Genomic DNA, 22,673 nt, shown 5'->3' with positions numbered 1-22,673 from the left:
AGAAACGTCTCGACCCCGGAGGACTCGATCTCGATCATCATAGCCCGAGCCCAATTGCGCGGACCCAGGCGGAGCCCGCTGCGCCACGCACCCGCAGATCATTGACGATCGCTTCCCGAGTCGCTTCCGGCTTCGTCCCGAGAACAATCGCGAGTCGGCGGCGAATACGTTCATCAATTCGTCCATTCAGCTCGATCAACTGGCTGACGACCGAACGCTTCCCGTCCAGGGGAAGAAACTCCCAAATCACACTCGAGAACAAAACTCGACTTTCGATGATGCGCGCTTCATGCGGCGCGGTGACTTTCGACATCTCCAACGCCTCGAGCGTTCGTTCGAGAGGCGCGCCTTGCCGCCATCGAAATTTTGCGAGTTCCATCCACGCCTTTCCGGAAGTCGGAACCCGGTCGAGGAGACCGACGAGCCCGCTGGAAAAGCGATCGTCATCGCCCGAATTTCCAAGCAGCGTCGCTCTGAGATCGAGCAATCTCGTCGCGACGCCATCAATGTCTTGGAACGCCGCGAACTCGGCGAGCAGCTCTTCGTCGGCGCGCTGATGCGAAGCCTTGAGCTCCGAATGCGCCTTGGCTTCCATTTGCTTATCGAAGCGGTCGACGACCTGCTCCGCCTCTAGGAGGATGAAACCCTGTCGGATGAGCATTGCCGAAAGGCTGATCGCGCAGACGGACATTACAATCGAACGGAACCGCATGCCGCAGAGCTCAATTCTGGTAGTATTTCTTGTAATAGTGCCCATAGTACTGACTATAGGCCCCGTATCTCGGTGCCTGGCTCTCGTCCACTAGGCTCAAGGCGGCACCAGCGAGCTTATGCTGCTGCATAAAATATTGGATGTGTTCCGCCACGGTCTCTCGCGGAGTCATGCGCCACCTAACGGAAAAGACTACCTTATCGGCGAGGCTGGCCAAGACCTTCGCATCGATGACCGGACCGACCGGCGGTGAATCGACGACGATATAATCGAAGAGCTCACGAAGCTTTTCGATGAGCTGGCGCATGCGCTCCGACCCCAGAAGATCCGGCGGATTCTGCGATTTCGAACCGGCCGGCAAAATCGTGAGATCATCGAGACGGATGACAGCTTGTTCCAACGGAACGGCGCTCGTCAAGAAATCCACGAGTCCCGGCTTCGCCTCCGCGCCGAACTGCTTGCTGATGGATGGATGGCGCAGATCCCCGTCGATCAGCATGACTCGCATTCCCGCCTTCACAGCGGACCAGGCGAGCGACTGGGCGAGCGTCGACTTGCCTTCGCTCGGGAAGGAAGAGGTCACGAGGATCACCTTGGCCGGATTGTCGACGTCGGCCATTTGTATGCCGACCCTAATGTTTCGGATCGACTCGGCATAGCGTGAAAGTGGTTTAGCAACGACATAGCGCGCTGGCTCCAACACTTTCCCATCGACCTCACGGTCCTTGGCACTGAGCAACGGAAGCGACGCCAGCACGGGCGTCCCGAGCTTTTCCTCGATCTCACGCGACGAAAGGAAACCAGAATTCAGCATATCGAGAGCGACGGCGCCCCCGATGCCTATTAGAAGACCGACAACGCCAGCGAGAGCGAGAACGAGCCCTTTCTTTGGAAAGGAAGGCGCATTCGGCTTTATCGCGGGAGATATGACCCTGGCTTCATTTTCCTCGAATGTCGACTGCTCCTGGGTGATCTTGGCGCGCGACAGGAAATTTTCGAACAGCGTCTTGTTCGCGGCGTTGATCCGCTCGAGTTCACGCAGCCTCACCCCCACTCCGCCATCGATCCCAGTCTCTCCCGTGATCTGCTTCAAGCTCACATCGAGAGACTCCTCTCGCGATTTGGCGACTTCGAAGTCATTCTTCAAATTTACCAAAATGCGCTGCACCTCCGCGGCGATCGAGCGCTCTATGTCCCGCTTTTCTGAACGCGTGTTGATCAGCGAGGGATGCTGAACATCGTAACGCGCGATGAGATCGGCCTCCTTCCTCGCGACTTCGGCCTGTTGCTTTCGCAATTCGGCAATCACGGTCGAACGAACGACGTCTGGGATGGCCTGCAAATTGCCGCCCTTCTGCATCACTTGGGCTACTTGCTCATATTTGGCGCGCTTCTCGGCGGTTTCGGCGCGAGCGGCAATAAGCTTTCCATTCAGTTCCGACAGTTGCTGCTCAGAAATAGTGACCTTTGCGTCCGCATTGGTTGTGACGAGGTTATGCGCCTTGCGGAAGTCGGCGACCGCCTCCTCCGATAGTCGCAGCGTTTCGCGCAGCGACTCCATACGTTCGGCCAGCCAGCTGGAAGCGCGCTTGGCGGCGTCATAGCGTGCGTCAAGCCGATCGACGACGAAGGCGTCGGCGACGGCATTGGTCAAACGGACCGCCTTTACCGGATCCTCGGACGTAACGGAAATCGAGAGGACGAAGGTCCTGTTCACCCGCTGGACATCTAGCGCTTCGCGCAGTCGCTTAATGGAAGCCAGGACATCCGGCGGTATCTCGCCGGCTTGAGGGTCGACTTTGCCTGCCGGCTCAGACGACGAAAAAAGCCCTGTCAGGAAACCGAAGAGCCCCAATTTTTGCGATTGTCCGAACTCCTTATCCAGCGTCAGCTTTTCCTTCTCGACCACTCGTCGAAGCAGGTTGATCGACTGGATGACCGAGACCTGACTGTCGACATTGGAGGTCTCAAGATTGAGTTCCGGTAGGATTTGCTCCGCGCCGAAGATTTTCTCTTTCCGCGGCTCGAGAAGGATTTGCGCAGTCGCCGTGAAACGCGGCGTGACCATCAGCAGCGCGAGGAAGGCCACCGCCATCACGACAATGGCCGTGGCGACGACCACCTTCCAGCGGCGCCAGAAAAAGTCCTGCAATTGGCGCAGATCGATGGCGTCGCTCTCTCCGCCATCCGTGTTCACTTGCATCAACGCCTTGGAAATCTGGCCATGCATCAATCGAATGTCCCTTTGGGGCCAAAGCACAGGTTTAGATGTTTCAAGTAACTAGCATATCCGCCGAGGATTGCGAAGCGGTTCGCGCGCGAAACCGCCTCAGCGATCGGTCGCGACCGATCCGCTCCACGATTGAGCGACCCCGGCCCCCAGCAGCGCGACCCAGGTCAAGGAGACCGCCTGCATTTGCATACTGAAATCCACAAAGGCGTGCAGCGCGACAACAACTGTGGCGGCGCTGGCGACAAGCGGAGCGGACGCCGCCCTACGTCTTGCGATCACGCCCAGAACGCAGCGCACGAACAGAACGCCCAGGCCGAGAAAGAGAAGAACAGCGACGGGAACGCCCAGGCCTTGCAGGGCTTCGAGATAGCTGTTGTGGACCATATCCCAGACGCCGAAAGGACCGATGGTCCCGTCCCGATACATCGGGAACACTTCCGAAAACGTGCCGTCGCCGAAGCCGAACAGTGGCGAGTCGAGGATCGAACGCCATGTCAAGCCGTAGACGGCCAGACGGTCATCCGAGGCAAAACCTTGGATAGAAAGACGATCGGCTAGGAAATCACCGTAATTGAACAGCGCGACGCCCATAGCGAGGCCGCCGATCAGCAGGCCGAAACCCGCTCCTATTGCGTTCTTACGTCCGCGAACGCCAGCGAGCACGAGGATCGTCAGCAGTCCGCCGAGGCTCGCCGACACTCCGCCGCGCGACCCCGTCAGGACGAGCGCCGTTCCGATGACCAGAACAACGGCGATCCACAGCGCCCCTCCTGCGACGGTTAGCGCCAACAGTCCGGCGAGGCGACGCGAGATTGCCGCGGCCTTCCCCTCCCCCCGGGAAATATAGAAGTTCAATAGGATCCCGAGGGCGCTCATCAAGCCGAGGCCCGCATAGGTCGCATAGCTGTTGCGGTTCACGAAGGTCGAGGTGAGGGAATCATTGTAGGTGACCTTGTCGAACCACAAGATCGTGTTCGGAAAGACGAAAAATGAGACGATTCCATAGGCTGCGTATGCCGCCCCCGCCAGCGCCAGGAAACGGACGAGCGATTGCGCCCGCGCCGAGGAGCGGCAGAGTTGGAGGGCCAACCAGAAAGCCGCGCAGCAGGTGAGGAAACGTGTCGCCGCGAGAACTGTGGCGTCCCGATTGACCGTGATGCTTCCCGCAATGTCGCGCCCCGAGGCCTCGCGCGCCATTTGCCAGATCGGATTGTGATAGCCGGCCGGGATCCAATGGGCGATCTGGATCAGCGTCCATCCGAAAACGACCAAGCAGGCCGTCGCCGGAAACCAGACTCGGTGGAGCGCGACAGGATGGCGTCGCCCGGAAACAATTCGAACCAGCTCGAATGCGATCACCAACCCGCCGAACCAGATCGCATTGACGCCCCATGCCAATGAGCGATCGGAACCGAACCAGAATGGCGTCCAGCCTAGAGCGGCGAGAAAGAGAAAGAAGATAAGGTTGTCCAGCGTCGCCGAGACGCGCGACAGACGCCGTTCGGATTCTCTCGGAGCCGCGGTTTCTGGCGATGCTTCTTCGCTGTCGCCCTCTTCGGGGGAAGGCGCGAGCCAAGGGGTTCTCTCGCTTCGAGCCCTGCCGTGCTGGACAGAAATTTTACGATCGTGCCGATCCCGCATTTCGCTTCCAACGCAACGGCTCGATCAAAGACACGATCGACCGCAACTATTTGCCGTTCAATTCTATTTGAACGAGCAATATCGCAAAGGTCGAGCTGATACAACCTGGATTCGGGCGCGATGGCGACATGAAAAGCGCTCTGACTTTTCGGAAATCGGCCAATCGACATACACTCCTCTCTCGCGGAAAAGTCGCGGCGTCGCGAGAGAGGGCGCGACGCCGCGTCTTGCCGAGCCAGGGTCCTCGGCGAATGCCCCCGCCCCCTATGCGCAGGCGCGGATGCCGAGGCCGATCGCCTCGCGGCCGGACATGTCGGTGAAGGCTAGACTTTCCAGTGCCTGATTACGCCGCACCCAGGCCTGGATCGCCGGCGGATAGACGCTCATCATAATCGTATTGCCTCCCCAGGACGTCTCCCCCTCGCTCGTCCGCGCCGAATGGAAGCGCAGCGTCGCCTCCGGCGAAACGCAGGCATGGCGCGCGCCGAGCTTCATCGTGCAGGCCGATGCGCAGTAGCCGTCGATGGCGACGGTCCGCCGCGTCACATTGGCCGAGCGGACCTGCTCATAATAGTCGAGCGCATTGCCGCCGCGGTCATAGCTCGAATAATCGGCACGCGGCGTATAGCCGCCAGCGAGATCGGCGCGGCGGGAATAGCCGTAGCGGCTCGAGCTGGCCGCCCGGCTCGAATAGCCATTGTCGAAGGAGCCGAACAGATCGGAGAAGAGATCGGCCTTGGCGGGCGCCGAAGTGAAGGCGGCGAAGCCGGCGAGGCCGAGAATAGCGGCGCGCTTGGCGATGCGGGGAGTGATGAAGGCGCCGAGCGAAGCGGAGAACATGGGTCTGATCCTCTCTCTAGTCAGATGAGGCGGCCCTTGGAATGGTGGGGCGCGGCCTCTTCGGTGAGGATCAATTTGACGGCGACGCTCTAACGGCCATTAAGCCGCAGTAATGCAACTCGAGCGGCATCGGCAAGGAAATGGAAACCATATGCCGGAGAGCCCTGGCAACATATTGAATATAATTCGATTATAAGACCATTTACCAAGCGGCCGCAGGGAATTCTCAACCATCTCGTCCGAAAGATTTTCCGCAAAATCGCGTAATCGAGAGGATTTCGCTCCTGCGGCGCCTGCGGACAACAGCCAGCGGATTGTCTGAATCGGCCGTTTACCATGCCTAATCGAACCGCCTTGACCAAAAGACCCGGGCTCGAAATGCTTCACAACATTCGCTCGACTGATCGAGCGAGCGGCCGTCGCAGGGAGTTCCAGCTCCCGAACGACGGCCTGACCACATTGATCGAGGAAGGATCAAACATGGCTATCGACGTCACTATCATGCCGCCGTCCCCGGCGGAATCCCCGCGCGCGACGAGCGAGCGAGCGCCCTCCCCTAGCCCGTTCCAGGCCCGAAAGCTTCGCGCCGGCTGATCGCCTGCGCCTGCGCTCCGAACCGGAACATCGACGCCGATTGTCGCTGGCGCTTGGCGCCGCCTCGGCGAGCTACGGGAGTTTTTGCTTTGAATCTCAACATTAAGACACGCCTCCGCCCGACCGAGGCCGCTCCAGACCTCTTCAAATTCAAGCTCGTGTGCTTTGGAAACGATGGCCCGACGGCCATTTTGTGCGATCGATCCGACCTGTCGACGCTCTGCCGCAGGCTACCAACGCGGACGGCGGCGTTCTACACGCTGATCGGCTCGCATGCGACGACGCCCATATTGCGACCGGGCGAAACCTGTGACGTCGAAGGACGCATGCGCACGCATCTCCACGACGCCCAACTTCACTGGTTCGATCGAGCGCTGATCGTCTATGGCCCGGCGATCGACAAGTCACGCGCGCTCGCTCTGCAATATTTCGCGCATGAGCGCTTATTGAAGCTCGGACGCTGCCGGCTGGGTTCCGGCGCCGACGCCGAGTCGCCGGCGCGCTCCGTGCTGACGAAATCCCGCCCCCTCTATGAGCAAATGCGCCTGCTGGTCGGCGCGCTCGGCGAGGATTGGTTCGAGGATCATGACGTCGCAACTCGCGAGGAAGACGATCCGCTGGCGCCCTATGAAGTGCCCGATGACGCCGAACGCGTCACCGTCTTCGAGAAAGGCGCCTACCGAGCGGCGGCCGCCCTCGTCGACGGCGATTGGGTTCTGCTCGCGGGCTCGGAAATCCGCGACAGGACGCAACCGTCGGCGCGACGCTCCGACATCACGACCCGGGTGAAGCTCCTCCGCTCCGGCTTGCTGAAGCCGTCTCCCGATCATCCGGGCGCGATGGTGCTGCTCTGCGACCTGCGCGTGACCTCGCTCGACGCGGCGGGCAAATTCATCGTCGGCAATAGATCGTCGCTTACGCGCTTCTGGCGCGATGTGGGTGAAGCGTCTCCGCGCCGCCTCCCCCTGTTCTGACGCAGCGCGCGGGCGTCCGCCGCTATCGACGCCCGCGCGCCCCCTTCCCTCGCGAGACCCGCGCGCCTGCAAATGGCGCGAACGAAGGAATTTTGCCATGAGCAGGAAGAAGCTCGCCGCCGCGCTCCGATCGACGTCGATCGACGACGACGGTTCCTATGATGCGCAAAGCGATCGTTTCGGAAATCTGTTGGATGGCCGGCCGTCGACTGCGGATGAGCTGGCGAAAGCCTGCCTCGACGCGGCTTTGACGCAGCGGCTGCGAAAACGCATCCGGCGCGGCGACACATTCACACTCATTATAAAGGCGCCGGGCGCCGATTGGATCGCGCCCCTCGCCGAGGCGGCCAGGCGGCTCGTCACGGATGCGGAGATTTTCACCGATGGCGGCGGCTCCAAAACTGCGAAGCGGCCGCACACGGCCGGCGCCGACATCGCCGAGGCGCTGTCCGAGGGGCGATGCGCAATCGGCGTCTCCCAGGAACCGGAGCGATTTCTGCCGGCTACGCTTCTGACCGTCGCCGATGCGCATCTCACCGTCGCGCCGCCGGATGGCGCCGTTCTGCGCCGGGTCTTTCACATCTTGCGCGGCCGCCGGCTGCGTGGGCCAATTCCGCCTGGCGCCGCCGACGGCCTGAGCTTTTCAGAAATCGTCGCCGCATTCCGACCGGATGTCGGCGCCGTGCAATTGCTGGAAAATCTCGCCTCCTTCGCCGCGGCGAAGGCCCGCGCCGGCGCGGCGGAGGATACGCCAAGCTTGGAGGAGCTGCCCGGCTATGATGGACCGGCGCGCGAGTGGGCGCTCAGCCTCGTCGCGGATGTCGCCGCTTGGCGCGCGAAAAAGCTGCCTTGGCGCGCCATCGCCGCTTCCATCGTGCTCAGCGGTCCGCCTGGAACCGGCAAGACGCTGCTCGCGCGGGCCATCGCCAGAACCCTCGATGTCCCCATCGTGTCGACCTCCTGCGGCGCCTGGTTCACGACGCGCGACGGCAATCTCGGCGACGTCATTCAAGCTGCGCAGGCGGACTTCGACGCCGCCCGCGCGCAGCGTCCGACCTTGCTGTTCATCGACGAGCTGGACGGAATTCCCGATCGCCGCAATCTGTCGTCGCGCGGGCGCGACTGGTGGCAGCCGATCGTCAATTTCGTGCTGACGCTCCTCGACGGGGCGACGACGCCGCGCGAGGGGATCATCGTCATCGGGGCGACCAATCATCCCGAATCTCTCGATCCGGCGCTCATCCGGCCCGGACGCTTCGACCGCATCATCCCGCTGGCGGCGCCGGACGCCGCCGCGCTCGGGCGCGTGCTGCGCTATCATCTCGACGCGCAGCTCGCCGACGCCGATCTCGAGGCCGTCGCTCGTCTCGCGCCGGGCTCCACCCCTGCCGACGCCGCCGGCTGGGCCAAGGCGGCGACGAGCCGCGCCCGCGCGGCCGGACGGGCGCTGGAGATCGACGACCTCGTCGCCGTCGTCGCGCCCGAGGACGACCGGTCGCCGGAGGATCTGCGGATCGCCGCGATCCACGAGGCCGGGCATGTCGTCGCGCATCTCGCCGCCGGCCGCGAAGTCACGCAGGTCTCGCTGATCGCGCGCGGAGAATCTGGCGGACGCACGATTGCGCATGCGCCGACCATCGCGCCGAGGCGGCGGGATATAGACGACATCGTCCTCGCCTTGCTGGCCGGGCGCGCCGCCGAGCAGGAACTGTTCGGCGAGGCGTCCGCCGGCGCCGTCGGCGATCTCGCCCAGGCGACGCGGCTGCTCGCCGAGGCGCGTGCGCGGCAAGGGCTCGGCGACAGCCTCCTCCACCGCGGCGAGCCGATCGAGACGTTGCTGGCGAGCGACCGCGCGCTTCGCGCCGCCGTCGAGCGGGACCTCGTCCGTATTTATGACCGCGCGCTCGACCTCATTCGCGAGCGGCGCGACGCCGTGCTCGTGATCGCCGACCGATTGCAGGAGAGGCGATGTCTCACCGGAGCGGAAGCGGAGACGGCGCTCTTACGCCCGAATGGCCCGTGAGCATGTCGGCGCCTCGAGAGGTCGACACGGACCGATCGGCCGACTGACGGCGTCGACTCTCGAGGCGCGGCGCCGGGCTGCGACACCATCGATCCCCGCCCTATTGCCCTGCCCACAAGAGTGGTCCAAAATGCGCTCATCGCCGGATTTTGGGCGCTGCGAATATCTTGGAATTTCAGGGTTTTCCAGAGTGTGGCTGAGGATCCAGGTTCCTCGGCCGCGCCCCACCGGCCCGGCCCTGCAGAACCCTACTCGAAGGTCACGCTCAACCCGTGGCGCTCGAGTTCTTCCTCTATCGCTTCCAGAATCGACTGCAGCTCGACGATGTCGATGGGGATTTCCTGGTCGGGGGCGTCCCAATGGTCGATATCGTCGAGGCGGATGAAGAAATCCGTGTCCTCCTCTGCGTCGGGGGGCGGCGCGCTATTGGCGATGGTCAGCACATGGCCGCTGGAGAGGACGCGAATCGCGCCTTCCGTCATCTCGATCTGGATCGATTTGCGCCGCGCCATGTCGATGCTCCCGCTTCAGCTCACTCTACGATCAAACCGGCCCGTACCGCCACCTTTCGCATCAAGGTCGGCAGCCCTTCCTCGGAAAGGCGCGCCAATGGCGTCCAGCGGCCGTTCTCGATATGGGGCGGCGGCGCCGGAAGCGTCGCGGCGAATATGGTCAGCCGCAGCGAAAAATGCGTGAACACATGCTCGACCTCCCCCGGCAGCGCGCGCCAGCGCGCCGCGGCGGGCGCATGGGCGTGAGCGCGGGAGGGGTCGAAATCGACGCGAAAGGGCGTCGAGGGAAATTCGCTCATGCCGCCGAGCAGGCCGCGCGGCGGCCGCGTGCGCAGCAGGGCCGCGCCGCCGCAGGTGAGGACGAAAGCCGCGCCGCGCCGCAGCGGCTTCTCGAGCTTTTGCGCCTTGACCGGGAAACGCTCGGTCTCCCCGCGCCGCGCCGCCTCGCAGGCGGAAGCAAAAGGGCAGAGATCGCAGCGCGGCCCGCGCGGCGTGCAGACCGTCGCGCCGAGATCCATCAGCGCCTGGGTGAAATCGCCAGAGCGTGAGGCGGGAAGCAGCGTCTGCGCCGTCTCGCGCAATTCGCGCTTGGCCTCGCGGATCGGCCTGTCGATGGCGAAGAGCCGGGCGACGACGCGCTCGACATTGCCATCGACGGCGACGCAGGGCGCATCGAAGGCGATGGCCGCCACCGCCGCCGCCGTATAGGGGCCGACGCCCGGCAGCGAGAGAAGATCCTCCTCCTCCCGCGGGAAAACCCCGCCGCGCTCGAAAGCCACCTGCTGCGCGCAGGCGTGGAGATTGCGCGCGCGGGCGTAATAGCCGAGGCCGGCCCAGGCTTTCATCACCTCCTCCAGCGGCGCGGCGGCGAGCGCCTCGACGCTCGGCCAACGCACGAGAAAAGCGTGGAAATAGGGTTTGACCGCCTCCACCGTCGTTTGCTGCAGCATGATCTCCGACAGCCAGACGGCGTAAGGGTCGGCCCGCTCGCCGGGCGCGGCGCGCCAGGGCAGATCGCGGCGACGACGGTCGTACCAGGAGAGCAAATCGGACAGCAGCGCACGCGGAGCGGGCCGCGGCGGCGATTTTGCGGGCGACCTTGCGGCCGACGACTTGGCGGGGGCTCTCGGCATGGGCTAACCTGTCCATAACGAGATCGGAGCCGATCGCGCAAGGAGAGAGCATGACCGACGCGGCGACCGGGCGCTCGAAATCACGGCGATCCCGCCTCATCGGCGAATTCCTCGACAAGACGCTCGATCCTCTGGCCGCGCGCCAGGGCTTCAGCGAAAGCTCGCTGCTGCTGCGCTGGGAGGCGATCGTCGGCGCACGCGTCGCCGCCATATGCGAGCCAGTGAAGCTGCAATGGCCGCCGCGGGCCAAAAGGCGCCCGGCCGACGAGAACCAAGCTGGCGCCAAAAACCGCCCCGCCGAGAAGAGAGACGAGCCCGCGACTCTGGCGCTGCGCGTCGAGCCGGGCTTCGGCCTCGACATTCAGCATATGAGCGCCGCCATCATCGAGCGCGTGAACACGCATCTCGGCTGGCGCTGCGTCGCCAAGATCACTATGAAGCAGGAGCCGCTCGCCCCCCGCCGCGTCCGGCCGACGAAGCCGCCGGTCGATCTCGCCGCGCGCCGACAGGCGGAAGCAGTGACCGAAGGCGTCGCCGACGAGAGGCTGCGGGCCGCGCTGGTGGCGCTGGGCGAGCGCGCGCTCGCCAAGCCCGCCCGCTGATCATTGGATGATCCAATAAGCATCCGGATCGCCGCGCATATGCACCTTCACCAGCCGGCTGAAGGGCGGGACCACCTCGACGATGATATCGCCGCCGAGCACGCGGCAATCCTTGCTCTTCAAGCCACGGCGGATGATCTCGCGCGCCGCCTCGAGATCATATTGATCGGCGAGATCGACGACGCGCTGCATATCCGCGCGCTCCTTGCAGCCGGCATAGCCCGGAAAGCCTTCATAGATGACGGCGACCTCGATGGCCGCCGCGGGCGCGAGCAGAAAAGGCGCGAGCGCCGCGCCGAGAATGAAAGAGAGCTTCATATTCGTCTCCGCTGAAAAGAAAGGCTCGCCGGCAGGGGACGCGCACGCTTTTAAAAAAGACGATTGGAAATCGATCATCGACGCCAGGGCGAATCACTGCGCGCCATGGTCGCTCATTCGGCGGCAAAATTCCGCTGTGGATTTATCGAAATCGCTCGACCGCGTAGGGCGCCGGATCGGTGAAGGGCCTCTCCCCGGTCATCATCTCGGCGAGCAGCCGACCGCTCACCGGGCCGAGCGTGAAGCCATGATGCTGATGGCCGAAATCGAACCAGAGGCCCTGATGGCGGGGCGCCTTGCCGATGATCGGCAGCATGTCCGGGAAGCAGGGGCGGCAGCCCATCCAGGGCTTGGGGTCGAGCCGCTCGCCGAGCGGGAACAGCGTGCGGGCGAGAAGCTCGTCCTTATCCACCTGCACCGGCGTGGGCTTGGCGTCGCGGCGGGCGAATTCGGCGCCGGTGGTGAGGCGCACGCCGCGCGTCATCGGCGCCAGCACATAGCCATTGTCGGCGTCGAGAACCGGATGGAAGAGCCGCGCGCCCTCCTTGGTTCCGTAATGCATGTGATAGCCGCGCTTGACCGCGAAGGGCAGATCATAGCCCAGCGGACGGAAAATCTGGTCCGACCAGGGGCCGAGCGCGACGACGATGTCGCGGACGATCAGCGCGCCGTCATGCGTGGGCGCGCTCCAATGTCCGTCGCGCGTCTGCTCGAGCGCGCGCACATCGCCGGCGAGGAAACGCCCGCCGCGGCGCTGGAACAGCGCGGCATAGGCCTGCGCGACGGCGCAAGGGTCCGCGACCGAGGCCGTGTCGCGAAAATGCACGGCGCCGACGACGGGCGCTATGTCGGGCTCCAGCGCCGATAGGCCGGCCGCGTCCAGCTCCTCGACGCGCAGCGAAAAATCGCGCAGCCGCGCGGCGTCGACGAGCCCTTTGGCGAGGCTCTTCTCGCTGCGATAGAGCTTGATCCATCCGGTGCGGCGCACGATGTCGCCGGCGCCCGAAAGCTGGATCAGCGCGTCATGTTCCTCGAGACAGCGCTCGACCAGCGGCAGCGCGTCCAGAGCGTGGCGCTTGGCGCGCTCCGGCGAGCTTTCGCGGAAATAGCGCCACAGCCAGGGCGCGACGCTCGGCAGGGCCGAGAAATGATAATGCGCCTGCGGCGAGAGATTGAGCGCATAGCGCAACAGATCGCCGAAGTCCCGCGGGAAGAGATAAGGGAAGATGGAGGCGCGCTCGATGAGCCCGGCGTTGCCGAAGCTGGTCTCGAGCCCGGCCGCGCCATGCCGGTCGACAAGAACGACGTCTCGCCCCCGCGCCTGCAGATGCAGGGCGGCCGAGACTCCGACCATTCCCGCGCCCAGCACGGCGACATCGGCGGTCTGCTGCATAAGGTCCTCCGGGCGAACATATTCTAAAAGCGGAATATGGCGGCGCGGGCGGGCGAACGCCAGCGCAGGCGTTGGCTCATCCGCAGCAATATTTCGGCCAGAAAGGGTGTCTCGTATTCCGGCGGCGCGACCGGCGAAGGCCGCTCAAATGACCTCGATGAGGCTTTCGCCTCGCTCCAGCGCCGCCAAAATCTCGGGAAGCATCGTCTCGAACCAGGCCAGAAGCTCGCGCTTCCGCGTATTCGGAACGCGCACCCAGACGATTGGCGGACCGCCCCCCTCGAGCGCTTTCCGCTGCGCAAAATCCTCGTCTTTGGAGATAACGACGGCGGAGATAACGGCCCACTGCCGCACGGGCATAGCTCCAGATCGAACTGTCGCTGGCGTCGCCGAGACCGACGTCCCCGACGTGCTCGGCGTCATGTCCCGCCGCGGAGAGCCAGCGCGCGAGCGCTGGCGGCAGTTGCGCATCGACGAGAAAGCGCATCAGGCGACGCGCAAGATCGGATGATCGCTCTGGCGCGCGGCGAATTCGAGGACCGCGGCGATATCCGACGCCTCGAGCAGCGGATAATCCTCGAGAATCTCCTCATTCGAGGCCCCCGCCGCGAGAAGGTCGAGAACGTCTTTGACGCGAATGCGCAGCGAGCGGATACAAGGGCGTCCGCCGCATTGCTGCGGGTCGACAGTGATGCGCTCGAGCTGGCTCATTTCGACCTCCGGTTCCCTTTCAATATATCGCGAGGTTCGCTCGGGGTCACCCAGGCCTTCGTCTGGAACGCCAGCCTCCGCATCGCGCCTTGCTGTCTTTAGGACCTATTCACCACGAACACAGGAAGCGGAGCCGGGCCGCCCCCTTCACTCTGCTCACGGAAGGGCCTAAACGATCCTCTTCCCGCAGACCCGGCTGCGCCGAGACTTTTCCAAAGGACGCCCGAGCCCATGATCCCCCGCTATTCCCGCCCCGAGATGACGAAGATTTGGGAGCCGCAGACGCGCTTTCGCATCTGGTTCGAGATCGAGGCCTATGCCTGCGACGCGCTCGCCGAAATCGGCGTCATCCCCAAGGAGAGCGCCAAGGCGATCTGGGACAAGGCGGATTTCGTCACTTTCGACGTCGCCCGCATCGACGAGATCGAGCGCGTGACCAAGCATGACGTCATCGCCTTTTTGACCCATCTCGGCGAGTTCATCGGCCCGGATTCGCGCTTCGTGCATCAGGGCATGACCAGCTCCGACGTGCTCGACACCTGCCTCGCCGTGCAATTGGCGCGCGCCGCCGATCTCTTGATCGCCGATGTCGATGGATTGCTCGCCGCGATAAAGCGCCGCGCGCTGGAGCATAAATATACGCCGACGATCGGCCGCTCGCATGGCATTCACGCCGAGCCGACGACCTTCGGCTTGAAGCTCGCGCAAGCCTATGCCGAATTCACGCGTTCGCGCGAGCGGCTCGTCGCCGCGCGCAAGGAGGTCGCGACCTGCGCCATCTCCGGCGCCGTCGGCACTTTCGCCAATGTCGATCCGCGCGTCGAGGAGCATGTCGCCAAGCAGCTCGGCCTCGCGGTGGAGCCCGTCTCCACGCAGGTCATTCCGCGCGACCGTCACGCCGCCTTTTTCGCGACGCTCGGCGTCGTCGCCTCATCGGTGGAGCGGCTGGCGATCGAGATCCGCCATTTGCAGCGCACGGAGGTGCTGGAGGCGGAGGAATATTTCTCGGCCGGGCAGAAGGGCTCTTCCGCCATGCCGCATAAGCGCAATCCGGTGCTCACTGAAAATCTCACCGGCCTCGCGCGTCTGGTGCGCGGCATGGTGACGCCGGCGCTGGAGAATGTCGCGCTGTGGCATGAGCGCGACATCTCGCACTCTTCCGTCGAGCGCAATATCGGCCCCGATGCGACAGTGACGCTCGACTTCGCGCTCTCGCGTCTGACCAGCGTCATCGATCAGCTCATGATCTATCCCGAAAATATGCAGAAGAATCTCGACCGCCTCGGCGGGCTCGTGCATTCGCAGCGCGTGCTGCTGGCGCTGACGCAAAAGGGCGTCTCACGCGAGGACGCTTATTCGCTGGTGCAGCGCAACGCCATGCCGGTGTGGCGCGGCGAAGGCGAGTTCCGCAAGCTGCTCGGCGCCGACGCCGAGGTGAGCGCGAAGCTCTCGCCCGCGGAGCTCGATGAATTGTTCGATCTCGCCTATCACTTCAAGCATGTCGACACGATCTTCGATCGCGTCTTCGGCAAGGCGTGACGCTGCTCGCGGACGCTCGCTCCGCATAACCCGACAATCACCTCGCGTCATCGCGAGCGGAGCGAAGCGATCCAGAGCCATGGGGGCGGCTCCTGGATTGCTTCGTCGCTACGCTCCTCGCAATGACGGCGAACCGATCGTCCGGAAAAGCCTTCCGGCTCGCGCGCTCCGCCCGACCTACGCTGCGCTCACGCCACCGTCTGCTTGCCATTCTCGTCGAACAGCACCTCGGTCTCGTCCTCGCCCATCAGAATGAGCGCGCGGGCGAGACCGCCCTCGGCGCGATATTCGTAAGCGTGGCGCAGCTCCACCTCGCCATAGACCATCTTCTCGCACAGAAGCAGACGCTCGGCCTCGTCATAGCGGGCGCGAAAGAATGTGTTGCGATTGTTGAGGTCGTTCGGATCGAGCGGCGACGTCAATTTGAGCGGCAGGCTCACGCCGCTATAGGTAAGGAAATAGTAATAACCGTCACTGTCCGCTTGCATGCGTTTGTCTCCCGTCGGACCGGCATTGGCGCTCCCGCCGGCCTCGTCGGAGCGATTGCGTAGCGCGCCCGGCGAAAAAAGAAAACCGCCTCGCTGCGACCAATTCTGCGCTTGACGAAATTCAGAATCGAGATCACCATTTCATCATCGCGTCACAGGGGGCCGCGGGAAACGGCGACGAGCCGCAAACCGAGGCGAACCGATCGAGCGGGACCTCGAGGGATGAGAACGCGATGGGCGGGCCGGCGTGGCAACGCACGCAGGCCTCGAGTCGAGCGATACATGCGAGAGGAGCATGACGCCACCGGGTCACACCGTTTGACCTCAGCCGAGGTCGAAGGCGCAGCGAAGAAATCGAGCGCAGGTTTCCTCGGGCGCCGACATTCGTGACATCCCGACGGGCGGCGAAACGCGAAGGCCAAGCGCGACGCCTCCCAATCTTCCGAATCTGGAGCTTTCCGGAGATTTCGCATTCTGCGAAACAAGCGGCCCCGCCAGCCTCAGCGCTGCGGGGCCATCTCATGTCTTCCCCCTCCCGCCGAAATCATTTGTAATTCGTCCGCATTTTCGCTAGCGCCTGCCTGCGGCGCAGCGTCGCGGAGGCGTCGATTTGAAAATCGTCATCGTCGATGAGAGTCCGGTGCGGGCTGCGATCCTCGAGGATGGATTGCGCGAGGCCGGCTTCACCAATGTCGAGCGCATCGGCGAAATGCGCAGCCTGCTCGCGCGCATCTATGCGATCGACCCGGACGTCATCCTCATCGATCTCGAAAATCCGAGCCGCGACATATTGGAGCAGATGTTCCAAGTGAGCCGCGCCGTGCGCCGGCCCGTGGCCATGTTCGTCGATCAAAGCGACGCCGCTTCCATTCAGGCTTCTGTCGACGCCGGCGTCTCCGCCTATATCGTCGATGGGCTGAAGAAAGAGCGCATCAAATCCATTCTCGATCTCTGCGTGTCGCGCTTCAACGCCTTCTCACGCCTGCAGGACGAATTGGCGCGCGCCAAATCGGAGATAGAGGAGCGCAAGACCATCGACCGCGCCAAAGGCCTGCTGATGAAGGCGAAGAAGCTCAGCGAAGAGGACGCCTATCGGCTGATGCGCAGCACGGCCATGCGCGAGAAGAAGAAGATTTTCGAGATCGCCCAGGCGATCATCACCGCCTCGGAGCTGTTCAAATGACCGCGGAGCGCGAACATTTACGCATCGGCTTCATTCCGCTCGCGGACGCCGCCGCGCTCTTCGTCGCCGTGGACAAGGGCTTCGCCGCGCAGGAAGGGCTCGATGTCGAGCTCGTGCAGGAAGTCTCCTGGTCCAATGTGCGCGACAAGCTCAATATCGGCATGTTCGACGCCGCGCATCTTCTGGCGCCCATCGCCGTCGCCTCCAGCCTCGGCGTCGGCCATGTGAAAACGCCGATCGTCGCACCCTATAATCTCGCCATGAATGGCAACGCCATCACCGTCTCTCCCACGCTGCATGAGGCGATGCGGGCGCGTCTCGACGGCGATGCGCTCGATCCGCTGGCCACGGCGCGCGCGCTCGCGCGCGTCGTCGCCGATCGCAAGGCCGCGCAGGCGGAGCCGCTGACCTTCGGCATGACCTTCCCCTTCTCCGGTCATAATTATCAATTGCGCTATTGGATGGCGGCCGGCGGCGTCGATCCCGACGAGGATGTGCGCCTCGTGGTGCTGCCGCCGCCCTATATGGTCGGCAGCCTCGCGCAAGGACATGTCGACGGCTTTTGCGTCGGCGCGCCGTGGAATTCGGTCGCCGTCGATCTCGGCGTCGGACATATTCTGCATTTTTCGGTCGAGCTGTTCTCGCGCTGCGCGGAAAAATCGCTCGCCATGCGCGAGCATTTCGCGCTGGAGCACCCCAATGTCGTCGCCGCTTTGCTGCGCGCCCTGCATCGCGCCGCGCGCTTCGTCGCCGAGGCCGATCCGCATGAGATCGCCGCTCTGCTCGCGCGGCCGGACCGCGTCGGCGTCGATGCGCAAGTGATATTGCGGACGCTGCAGGGCCGTCTCAAAGTGACGCCGGACGGCGCGACGCGCGAGAATGCGCGCTATCTCCTGCTCGGCCAGGAGGGCGCCGAGCGGCCCGACCCGACACAGGCCGCATGGCTCTATGCGCAAATGGCCCGCTGGGGACAGGCGCCTGTTTCACCCGCGCATCTCGACGCGGCGAAAAACGTATTTCGCGCCGATCTCTTCGACGCCGCGCTGCCCTCCGCCACTGCGCCGCCGCCGCCAACCGGCGATGCGATCGGCGCCTTCTCGGGGCCTGTCTTCGACGATCGCGACATCGGCGCCTATCTGTCGGCCTTCCCGATCCGCCGCGCATAGCCTGTTTTTTGTCGATATGGCGCCCGCACATTGTGCAAGGCGCCGGCTGGCGCATCGCCCCGCGCCGACGCGGCTTTCTTATAGCTCATTGATTCTCATCGGCTAGCGACACTTTCGCTGTTTGGCGCGCCGCTTGCACATAGGGTCATGACGATGCGCCCCGCGCATCACTCTCAGTCCAACGACGGACGAACCAGCAACGCCGCTGTCCCGAGGAGATCGCGCCACATGCGCGCTCCTTCCGGGAAGCGGCTTTTTTGCGTTTCGCGCCGTCGACAGGAAGACGGCGCCGACTCGCCCTAACCGATGCGCTTTCGAAGCGCAAAGAGGACGACGGTGACCATGACAGACGAAGCAAGCGAAGCGAAGACACTGTCGCCGATGGCGTTCGATCGTCGCGCGCTGCTGCGCGGCGCGGCCGGCGCCGCCGCGAGTTTCGCCGCGATACGCGCGGCTTTTCCCGGCGGCGCCTTCGCGCAAGGCGCGGGACCCGAAACGACGAAAGCGATCCTCGGCTATATCGCGCTGGTCGACGCCGCGCCGCTGATCATCGCGAAGGAAAAAGGCCTTTTCGCCAAGCATGGAATGCCCGACGTCGAAGTGACGAAGCAAGCGTCCTGGGGCGCGACGCGCGACAATCTCGTGCTCGGCGGCGCCGCCAATGGCATAGACGGCGCGCATATTCTGACGCCCATGCCCTATCTCATCTCGACCGGCAGAGTGACGCAGAACAATATGCCGACGCCGATGTACATACTCGCGCGCCTCAATCTCGACGCACAGGGCATTTCCGTCGCCAATGAATATAAGGATCTGAAGATCACGACCAACGCCTCCGCGCTGCGCGAGGCCTTCGCCAAGAAGAAAGCCGAAGGCAAGGAGGTGAAGGTCGCCATGACCTTCCCCGGCGGCACGCATGATTTGTGGCTGCGCTATTGGCTCGCCGCCGCCGGCATCGATCCCGACAAGGATGTCTCGACCATCGTCGTGCCGCCCCCGCAAATGGTGGCGAATATGAAGGTCGGCAATATGGACGCCTTTTGCGTCGGCGAGCCATGGAACGAGCAGCTCGCCAATCAAGGCATCGGCTACACCGCCTGCGCGACCGGCGAGATCTGGGCGAAACATCCGGAAAAAGCGCTCGGCCTGCGCGCCGATTGGGTCGACAAAAATCCACGCGCCGCCCGCGCGCTCACCGCCGCTGTGCTGGAAGCGCAGCAATGGTGCGACAAAATGGAAAACAAAGCCGAGCTCGCCGAGATCGTCGGCAAGCGCCAATGGTTCAACGTGCCCGTCGCCGACATCGTCGGCCGCTTGAAAGGCGATCTCAATTACGGCAATGGCCGCATCGAGAAGAACACGACGCAGTTCATGAAATTCTGGCGCGACGCCGCCTCCTATCCGTTCAAGAGTCACGACGCCTGGTTCGTCACCGAGGATATTCGCTGGGGCAAGCTGGAGCCGACCACCAATATCAAAGCGCTCGTCGACAAGGTGAATCGCGAAGACATTTGGCGCGAGGCGGCGAAGTCGATCAATGTCCCGGCGAAGGAGATTCCCGCATCGACGTCGCGCGGCAAGGAGACCTTCTTCGATGGCAAGGTCTTCGATCCGGAAAATCCGCAAACCTATCTGAAGAGCCTATCCATCAAGCGCGCGCAGGTTTGACCGAAGAGGCCGAAATGACGATGCAAATCACCAAGAATGATCTCGTCGATGCGACGACCGGCGACGATCGTTCGATCGACGAGCTCTATGCGCGTCGGCGCATTCCGCTCATCGAAAGACATGGCGCGCGCATTCGCGCCTTATTCGGGGCGATGCTGCCGCCGATCATCGTGCTCGCGATCCTGCTCGGCCTGTGGCAGCTCATCTGCATCAAGCCGAGTTCGTCCTTGCCCTCGCCCGCGCGCATTTGGAGCGAGGCGAATGATCTCATCCTGCATCCCTTCTTCATCGCGGGGCCGCAGGATATCGGCCTCGGCTGGCGCGTGCTCACATCTTTGCAGCGCGTCGCGATCGGCTTCGGACTCGCCAGCGTCGCCGGCGTGCTGCTCGGTGTGATCGTCGGACAATCGCGTTGGGCGATGCGCGGCCTCGATCCGCTGTTCCAGATTCTGCGCACCGTGCCGCCGCTCGCCTGGCTGCCGATCTCGCTCGCCGCCTTTCGCGACAGCTATCCATCCGCGATCTTCGTGATCTTCATCACCTCCATTTGGCCGATCATCATCAACACCGCCGTCGGCGTGCGCAATATTCCGCAGGATTATCGCAATGTCGCCGCCGTGCTGCGGCTCAATCAATTCGAGTTCTTCTGGAAGATCATGATTCCGTCCGCGGCGCCCTACATCTTCACCGGCCTGCGCATCGGCGTCGGCCTCTCCTGGCTCGCCATTGTCGCCGCGGAAATGCTGACAGGCGGCGTCGGCATCGGCTTCTTCATCTGGGACGCCTGGAACTCCTCGCGCCTGCCCGACATATTCGTGGCGCTCGCCTATATCGGCGTCACCGGCTTCGTGCTCGACCGCATCGTCGCCGCCATCGGCTCCATCGCCACGCGCGGCGCGCAGGCCTCCTAAGAAAGGCGCTTCCATGAGCTATCTTCGCATCGATCATGTCGACAAGATTTTCGTGAGCGGCGCCCGCACGACGAAAGTGCTCGAAGCCGTCGATCTCGCCGTCGAGAAGGGACAATTCGTCACCATCATCGGCCATTCCGGCTGCGGCAAATCCACTCTGCTCAATATCGTCGCCGGCCTCGTGAACGCCAGCGCCGGCGGCGTCGTGCTGGAAAATCATCAGGTCGACACGCCCGGGCCGGATCGCGCCGTCGTGTTCCAGAATCATTCGCTGCTGCCCTGGCTCTCCGTCTATGACAATGTGCGTCTCGGCGTCGACAAGGTCTTCGCGGGAAAGAAGAGCCGCGCCGAACGTCATGATTGGACGATGCGCAATCTCGAGCTCGTCCAGATGACGCACGCCAAGGACAAGCGTCCGAGCGAGATTTCCGGCGGCATGAAGCAGCGCGTCGGCATCGCCCGCGCGCTCGCCATGGAGCCCAAGGTGCTTCTGCTCGACGAGCCTTTCGGCGCGCTCGATGCGCTCACCCGCGCGCATCTGCAAGATCGTGCGATGGAGCTGCATCGCACGCTCGGCAATACGGTGATGATGATCACCCATGATGTCGACGAAGCCGTGCTGCTCTCCGACCGCATCGTGATGATGACCAATGGTCCTTGCGCCACGATCGGCGAGACGCTGGATGTCGCTCTGCCGCGCCCGCGCGATCGCGTCGCTCTTTCCGCCGATCCTCTCTATCTCGAATGCCGACGCCGCGTGCTGCAATTCCTCTATGAGCGTCATCACTATGTCGAAGCGGCGTGAGGCGGACGGAAAATGAGCGAGCCTCTCGTCATCATCGGCAATGGCATGGCCGCTGCGCGCCTCGTCGACGAATTGTCGAAGCGCGCGCTCGGCCGCTACGCCATCGCCGTCATCGGCGAGGAGCCTCGCCTCGCCTATAATCGCGTGCTGCTCTCCTCGGTGCTCGCCGGCGAGGCCGAGATGGCCGAGATAGAGCTGAGGCCCGCGAGCTGGTGGCGCGACCGCGGCGTCACTCTTCTCTACGGCGCCAGGGCGCGCGCCATAGACCTCGCGACGAAGCGCGTGTCGCTGGAAAATGGCGAGAGCATCGGCTTTTCCAAGCTCGTGCTCGCGACCGGCTCGCGCGCGCTGCGTCTGCCGCTGCCCGGCGCGCAGCTGCAAGGCGTTCATGTGTTTCGTGACGGCGCCGACGTCGACGCGCTGAAGCGCCTCGCGGCGCAGCGCAAGAAAATCATCGTCATCGGCGGCGGCCTGCTCGGTCTCGAAGCCGCCTATGGCCTCGCCAAAAGCGGCGCCGAGGTCACACTCGCGCATGTCACCGATCGGCTGATGGAGCGGCAGCTGGACAAGGACGCAGCCGAGCTGCTGAAGCTGCTCATCGAGAGCAAGAGAATAGAAGTTCTGCTGGAAGCGCGCACGACAGGCATCATCGGCGAGGAGCGCGTCAGCGCGATAGAGCTCGCCGATGGTCGCCGACTCGCGGCCGACGGCGTCGTCTTCGCCGCCGGAATTGCGCCCAATATGGAGCTGGCGCGCGACGCCGGCGTGAGCGCGCAAAGAGGAATCGTCGTCGACGATCATATGGAAACGAATATCGACGATATTTACGCGCTCGGCGAATGCGCGCAGCACAGAGGCGTCTGTTATGGCCTCGTCGAGCCCGCCTATGAGCAGGCGCGCGTCCTGGCCGCGAGGCTCTGCGGCGAAAGCGACATTTACGAGGGAAGCATCGTCTCCACCAATCTGAAGGTCTCCGGCGTCAATGTCTTTTCCGCCGGCGACTTCATGGGAAGCGATGGCGCGGAGACGATCTCCTGGCGCGACTTTGGGCTCGGCCTCTACAAAAAGCTGGTCATCGAGGACGACCGTCTCACCGGCGCCGTGCTCGTCGGAGACACCAGCGCCGCGCTCTGGTGCCTCGAGCTCATTCGCTCGCGCGTCGATGTGACGCAATGGCGCGATGCGCTGATCTTCGGTCGCGCGCTCTGCGAAAGAAAGGCGGCATGA

General features: G+C 63.8%; 21 protein-coding genes. 10 read left to right on the top strand and 11 right to left on the bottom strand.

The genetic code is table 11. The features are described 5' to 3' along the window. Positions 1 to 37 precede the first annotated feature (37 nt). The 4 genes from METLW3_RS28700 to METLW3_RS26690 form a co-directional block, all read right to left on the bottom strand. Positions 38 to 691, bottom strand: coding sequence for a hypothetical protein (locus METLW3_RS28700; protein WP_024878645.1), 654 nt, complete (start codon positions 689 to 691; stop codon positions 38 to 40). Positions 692 to 722: 31 nt separating this feature from the next. Then, positions 723 to 2,942, bottom strand: a complete 2,220-nt coding sequence (locus METLW3_RS0103655; RefSeq protein WP_024878644.1) for a polysaccharide biosynthesis tyrosine autokinase — start codon at positions 2,940 to 2,942, stop codon at positions 723 to 725. A gap of 99 nt (positions 2,943 to 3,041) precedes the next feature. After that, positions 3,042 to 4,217, bottom strand: coding sequence for an O-antigen ligase family protein (locus METLW3_RS0103650; RefSeq protein ID WP_198022735.1), 1,176 nt, complete (start codon positions 4,215 to 4,217; stop codon positions 3,042 to 3,044). A 633-nt stretch (positions 4,218 to 4,850) separates the two neighbouring features. Continuing rightward, positions 4,851 to 5,426 (bottom strand): hypothetical protein, encoded by a 576-nt coding sequence (locus METLW3_RS26690; RefSeq protein WP_024878642.1) that lies wholly within the window; start codon positions 5,424 to 5,426, stop codon positions 4,851 to 4,853. A gap of 920 nt (positions 5,427 to 6,346) precedes the next feature. On the opposite strand from METLW3_RS26690, the gene METLW3_RS0103635 reads away from it, so the two are divergent. Both METLW3_RS0103635 and METLW3_RS0103630 read left to right on the top strand, forming a co-directional pair. Beyond that, positions 6,347 to 6,994: a hypothetical protein gene (locus tag METLW3_RS0103635; protein ID WP_157516510.1), complete on the top strand. Its 648-nt coding sequence runs from the start codon at positions 6,347 to 6,349 to the stop codon at positions 6,992 to 6,994. A gap of 97 nt (positions 6,995 to 7,091) precedes the next feature. Next, positions 7,092 to 9,017, top strand: a complete 1,926-nt coding sequence (locus METLW3_RS0103630) for an AAA family ATPase (protein WP_024878639.1) — start codon at positions 7,092 to 7,094, stop codon at positions 9,015 to 9,017. A 248-nt stretch (positions 9,018 to 9,265) separates the two neighbouring features. Here the strand turns inward: METLW3_RS0103630 and METLW3_RS0103625 are convergent, their stop codons facing one another. Together METLW3_RS0103625 and mutY are read right to left on the bottom strand one after the other, a co-directional pair. After that, positions 9,266 to 9,529, bottom strand: a complete 264-nt coding sequence (locus METLW3_RS0103625; protein ID WP_024878638.1) for an Imm74 family immunity protein — start codon at positions 9,527 to 9,529, stop codon at positions 9,266 to 9,268. 20 nt (positions 9,530 to 9,549) lie between these two features. Continuing rightward, positions 9,550 to 10,662, bottom strand: a complete 1,113-nt coding sequence (mutY, locus tag METLW3_RS0103620) for an A/G-specific adenine glycosylase (RefSeq protein WP_036308606.1) — start codon at positions 10,660 to 10,662, stop codon at positions 9,550 to 9,552. Between the two features lie 50 nt (positions 10,663 to 10,712). On the opposite strand from mutY, the gene METLW3_RS0103615 reads away from it, so the two are divergent. Next, positions 10,713 to 11,264, top strand: a complete 552-nt coding sequence (locus METLW3_RS0103615) for a DciA family protein (RefSeq protein WP_024878636.1) — start codon at positions 10,713 to 10,715, stop codon at positions 11,262 to 11,264. On the opposite strand, the gene METLW3_RS0103610 is transcribed toward METLW3_RS0103615, so the two are convergent. The 4 genes from METLW3_RS0103610 to METLW3_RS0103595 form a co-directional block, all read right to left on the bottom strand. After that, a complete protein-coding gene (locus METLW3_RS0103610) occupies positions 11,265 to 11,582 on the bottom strand; it encodes a hypothetical protein (RefSeq protein WP_157516509.1) in 318 nt (105 codons plus the stop codon). It lies immediately after the preceding gene. A gap of 142 nt (positions 11,583 to 11,724) precedes the next feature. Beyond that, positions 11,725 to 12,975: an FAD-dependent oxidoreductase gene (locus tag METLW3_RS0103605; RefSeq protein WP_024878634.1), complete on the bottom strand. Its 1,251-nt coding sequence runs from the start codon at positions 12,973 to 12,975 to the stop codon at positions 11,725 to 11,727. Between the two features lie 144 nt (positions 12,976 to 13,119). Continuing rightward, a complete protein-coding gene (locus METLW3_RS28695; protein WP_245267222.1) occupies positions 13,120 to 13,329 on the bottom strand; it encodes a DUF5615 family PIN-like protein in 210 nt (69 codons plus the stop codon). Between the two features lie 132 nt (positions 13,330 to 13,461). Then, positions 13,462 to 13,686 (bottom strand): DUF433 domain-containing protein, encoded by a 225-nt coding sequence (locus METLW3_RS0103595; RefSeq protein ID WP_024878633.1) that lies wholly within the window; start codon positions 13,684 to 13,686, stop codon positions 13,462 to 13,464. 231 nt (positions 13,687 to 13,917) lie between these two features. Here METLW3_RS0103595 and purB point away from each other — a divergent pair, with 231 nt between their 5' ends. Continuing rightward, the gene (gene purB / locus METLW3_RS0103590) at positions 13,918 to 15,225 is read left to right on the top strand and encodes an adenylosuccinate lyase (protein WP_024878632.1); all 1,308 of its coding nucleotides are present in this window, start codon (positions 13,918 to 13,920) and stop codon (positions 15,223 to 15,225) included. Positions 15,226 to 15,413: 188 nt separating this feature from the next. Here purB and METLW3_RS0103585 read toward each other — a convergent pair whose 3' ends face one another. Next, positions 15,414 to 15,713 carry a DUF6156 family protein gene (locus METLW3_RS0103585; protein ID WP_024878631.1) on the bottom strand — a complete coding sequence of 100 codons (300 nt, stop codon included), beginning with the start codon at positions 15,711 to 15,713 and terminating at the stop codon, positions 15,414 to 15,416. A 610-nt stretch (positions 15,714 to 16,323) separates the two neighbouring features. Between METLW3_RS0103585 and METLW3_RS0103580 the strand changes: the two genes are divergently transcribed. From METLW3_RS0103580 to METLW3_RS0103555, 6 genes are all read left to right on the top strand, one after another. Beyond that, on the top strand, positions 16,324 to 16,896 hold the full coding sequence (locus METLW3_RS0103580) for an ANTAR domain-containing protein (protein ID WP_024878630.1): 573 nt from the start codon (positions 16,324 to 16,326) through the stop codon (positions 16,894 to 16,896). Next, positions 16,893 to 18,062, top strand: coding sequence for a CmpA/NrtA family ABC transporter substrate-binding protein (locus tag METLW3_RS0103575; protein ID WP_024878629.1), 1,170 nt, complete (start codon positions 16,893 to 16,895; stop codon positions 18,060 to 18,062). Before METLW3_RS0103580 ends, METLW3_RS0103575 begins: the two co-directional genes overlap by 4 nt. A gap of 342 nt (positions 18,063 to 18,404) precedes the next feature. Further along, the gene (locus METLW3_RS0103570) at positions 18,405 to 19,730 is read left to right on the top strand and encodes a CmpA/NrtA family ABC transporter substrate-binding protein (protein WP_024878628.1); all 1,326 of its coding nucleotides are present in this window, start codon (positions 18,405 to 18,407) and stop codon (positions 19,728 to 19,730) included. Between the two features lie 14 nt (positions 19,731 to 19,744). Further along, a complete protein-coding gene (gene ntrB, locus METLW3_RS0103565; protein WP_024878627.1) occupies positions 19,745 to 20,641 on the top strand; it encodes a nitrate ABC transporter permease in 897 nt (298 codons plus the stop codon). 13 nt (positions 20,642 to 20,654) lie between these two features. Next, the gene (locus METLW3_RS0103560) at positions 20,655 to 21,446 is read left to right on the top strand and encodes an ABC transporter ATP-binding protein (RefSeq protein WP_024878626.1); all 792 of its coding nucleotides are present in this window, start codon (positions 20,655 to 20,657) and stop codon (positions 21,444 to 21,446) included. A gap of 12 nt (positions 21,447 to 21,458) precedes the next feature. Further along, positions 21,459 to 22,673 carry an FAD-dependent oxidoreductase gene (locus METLW3_RS0103555; protein ID WP_024878625.1) on the top strand — a complete coding sequence of 405 codons (1,215 nt, stop codon included), beginning with the start codon at positions 21,459 to 21,461 and terminating at the stop codon, positions 22,671 to 22,673.

This window comes from Methylosinus sp. LW3 (genome assembly GCF_000527115.1).
GTDB lineage: Bacteria > Pseudomonadota > Alphaproteobacteria > Rhizobiales > Beijerinckiaceae > Methylosinus.
The sequence above is the reverse complement of the archived record's forward strand: the minus strand, read 5'-3'. Positions and strand labels throughout refer to the sequence as shown.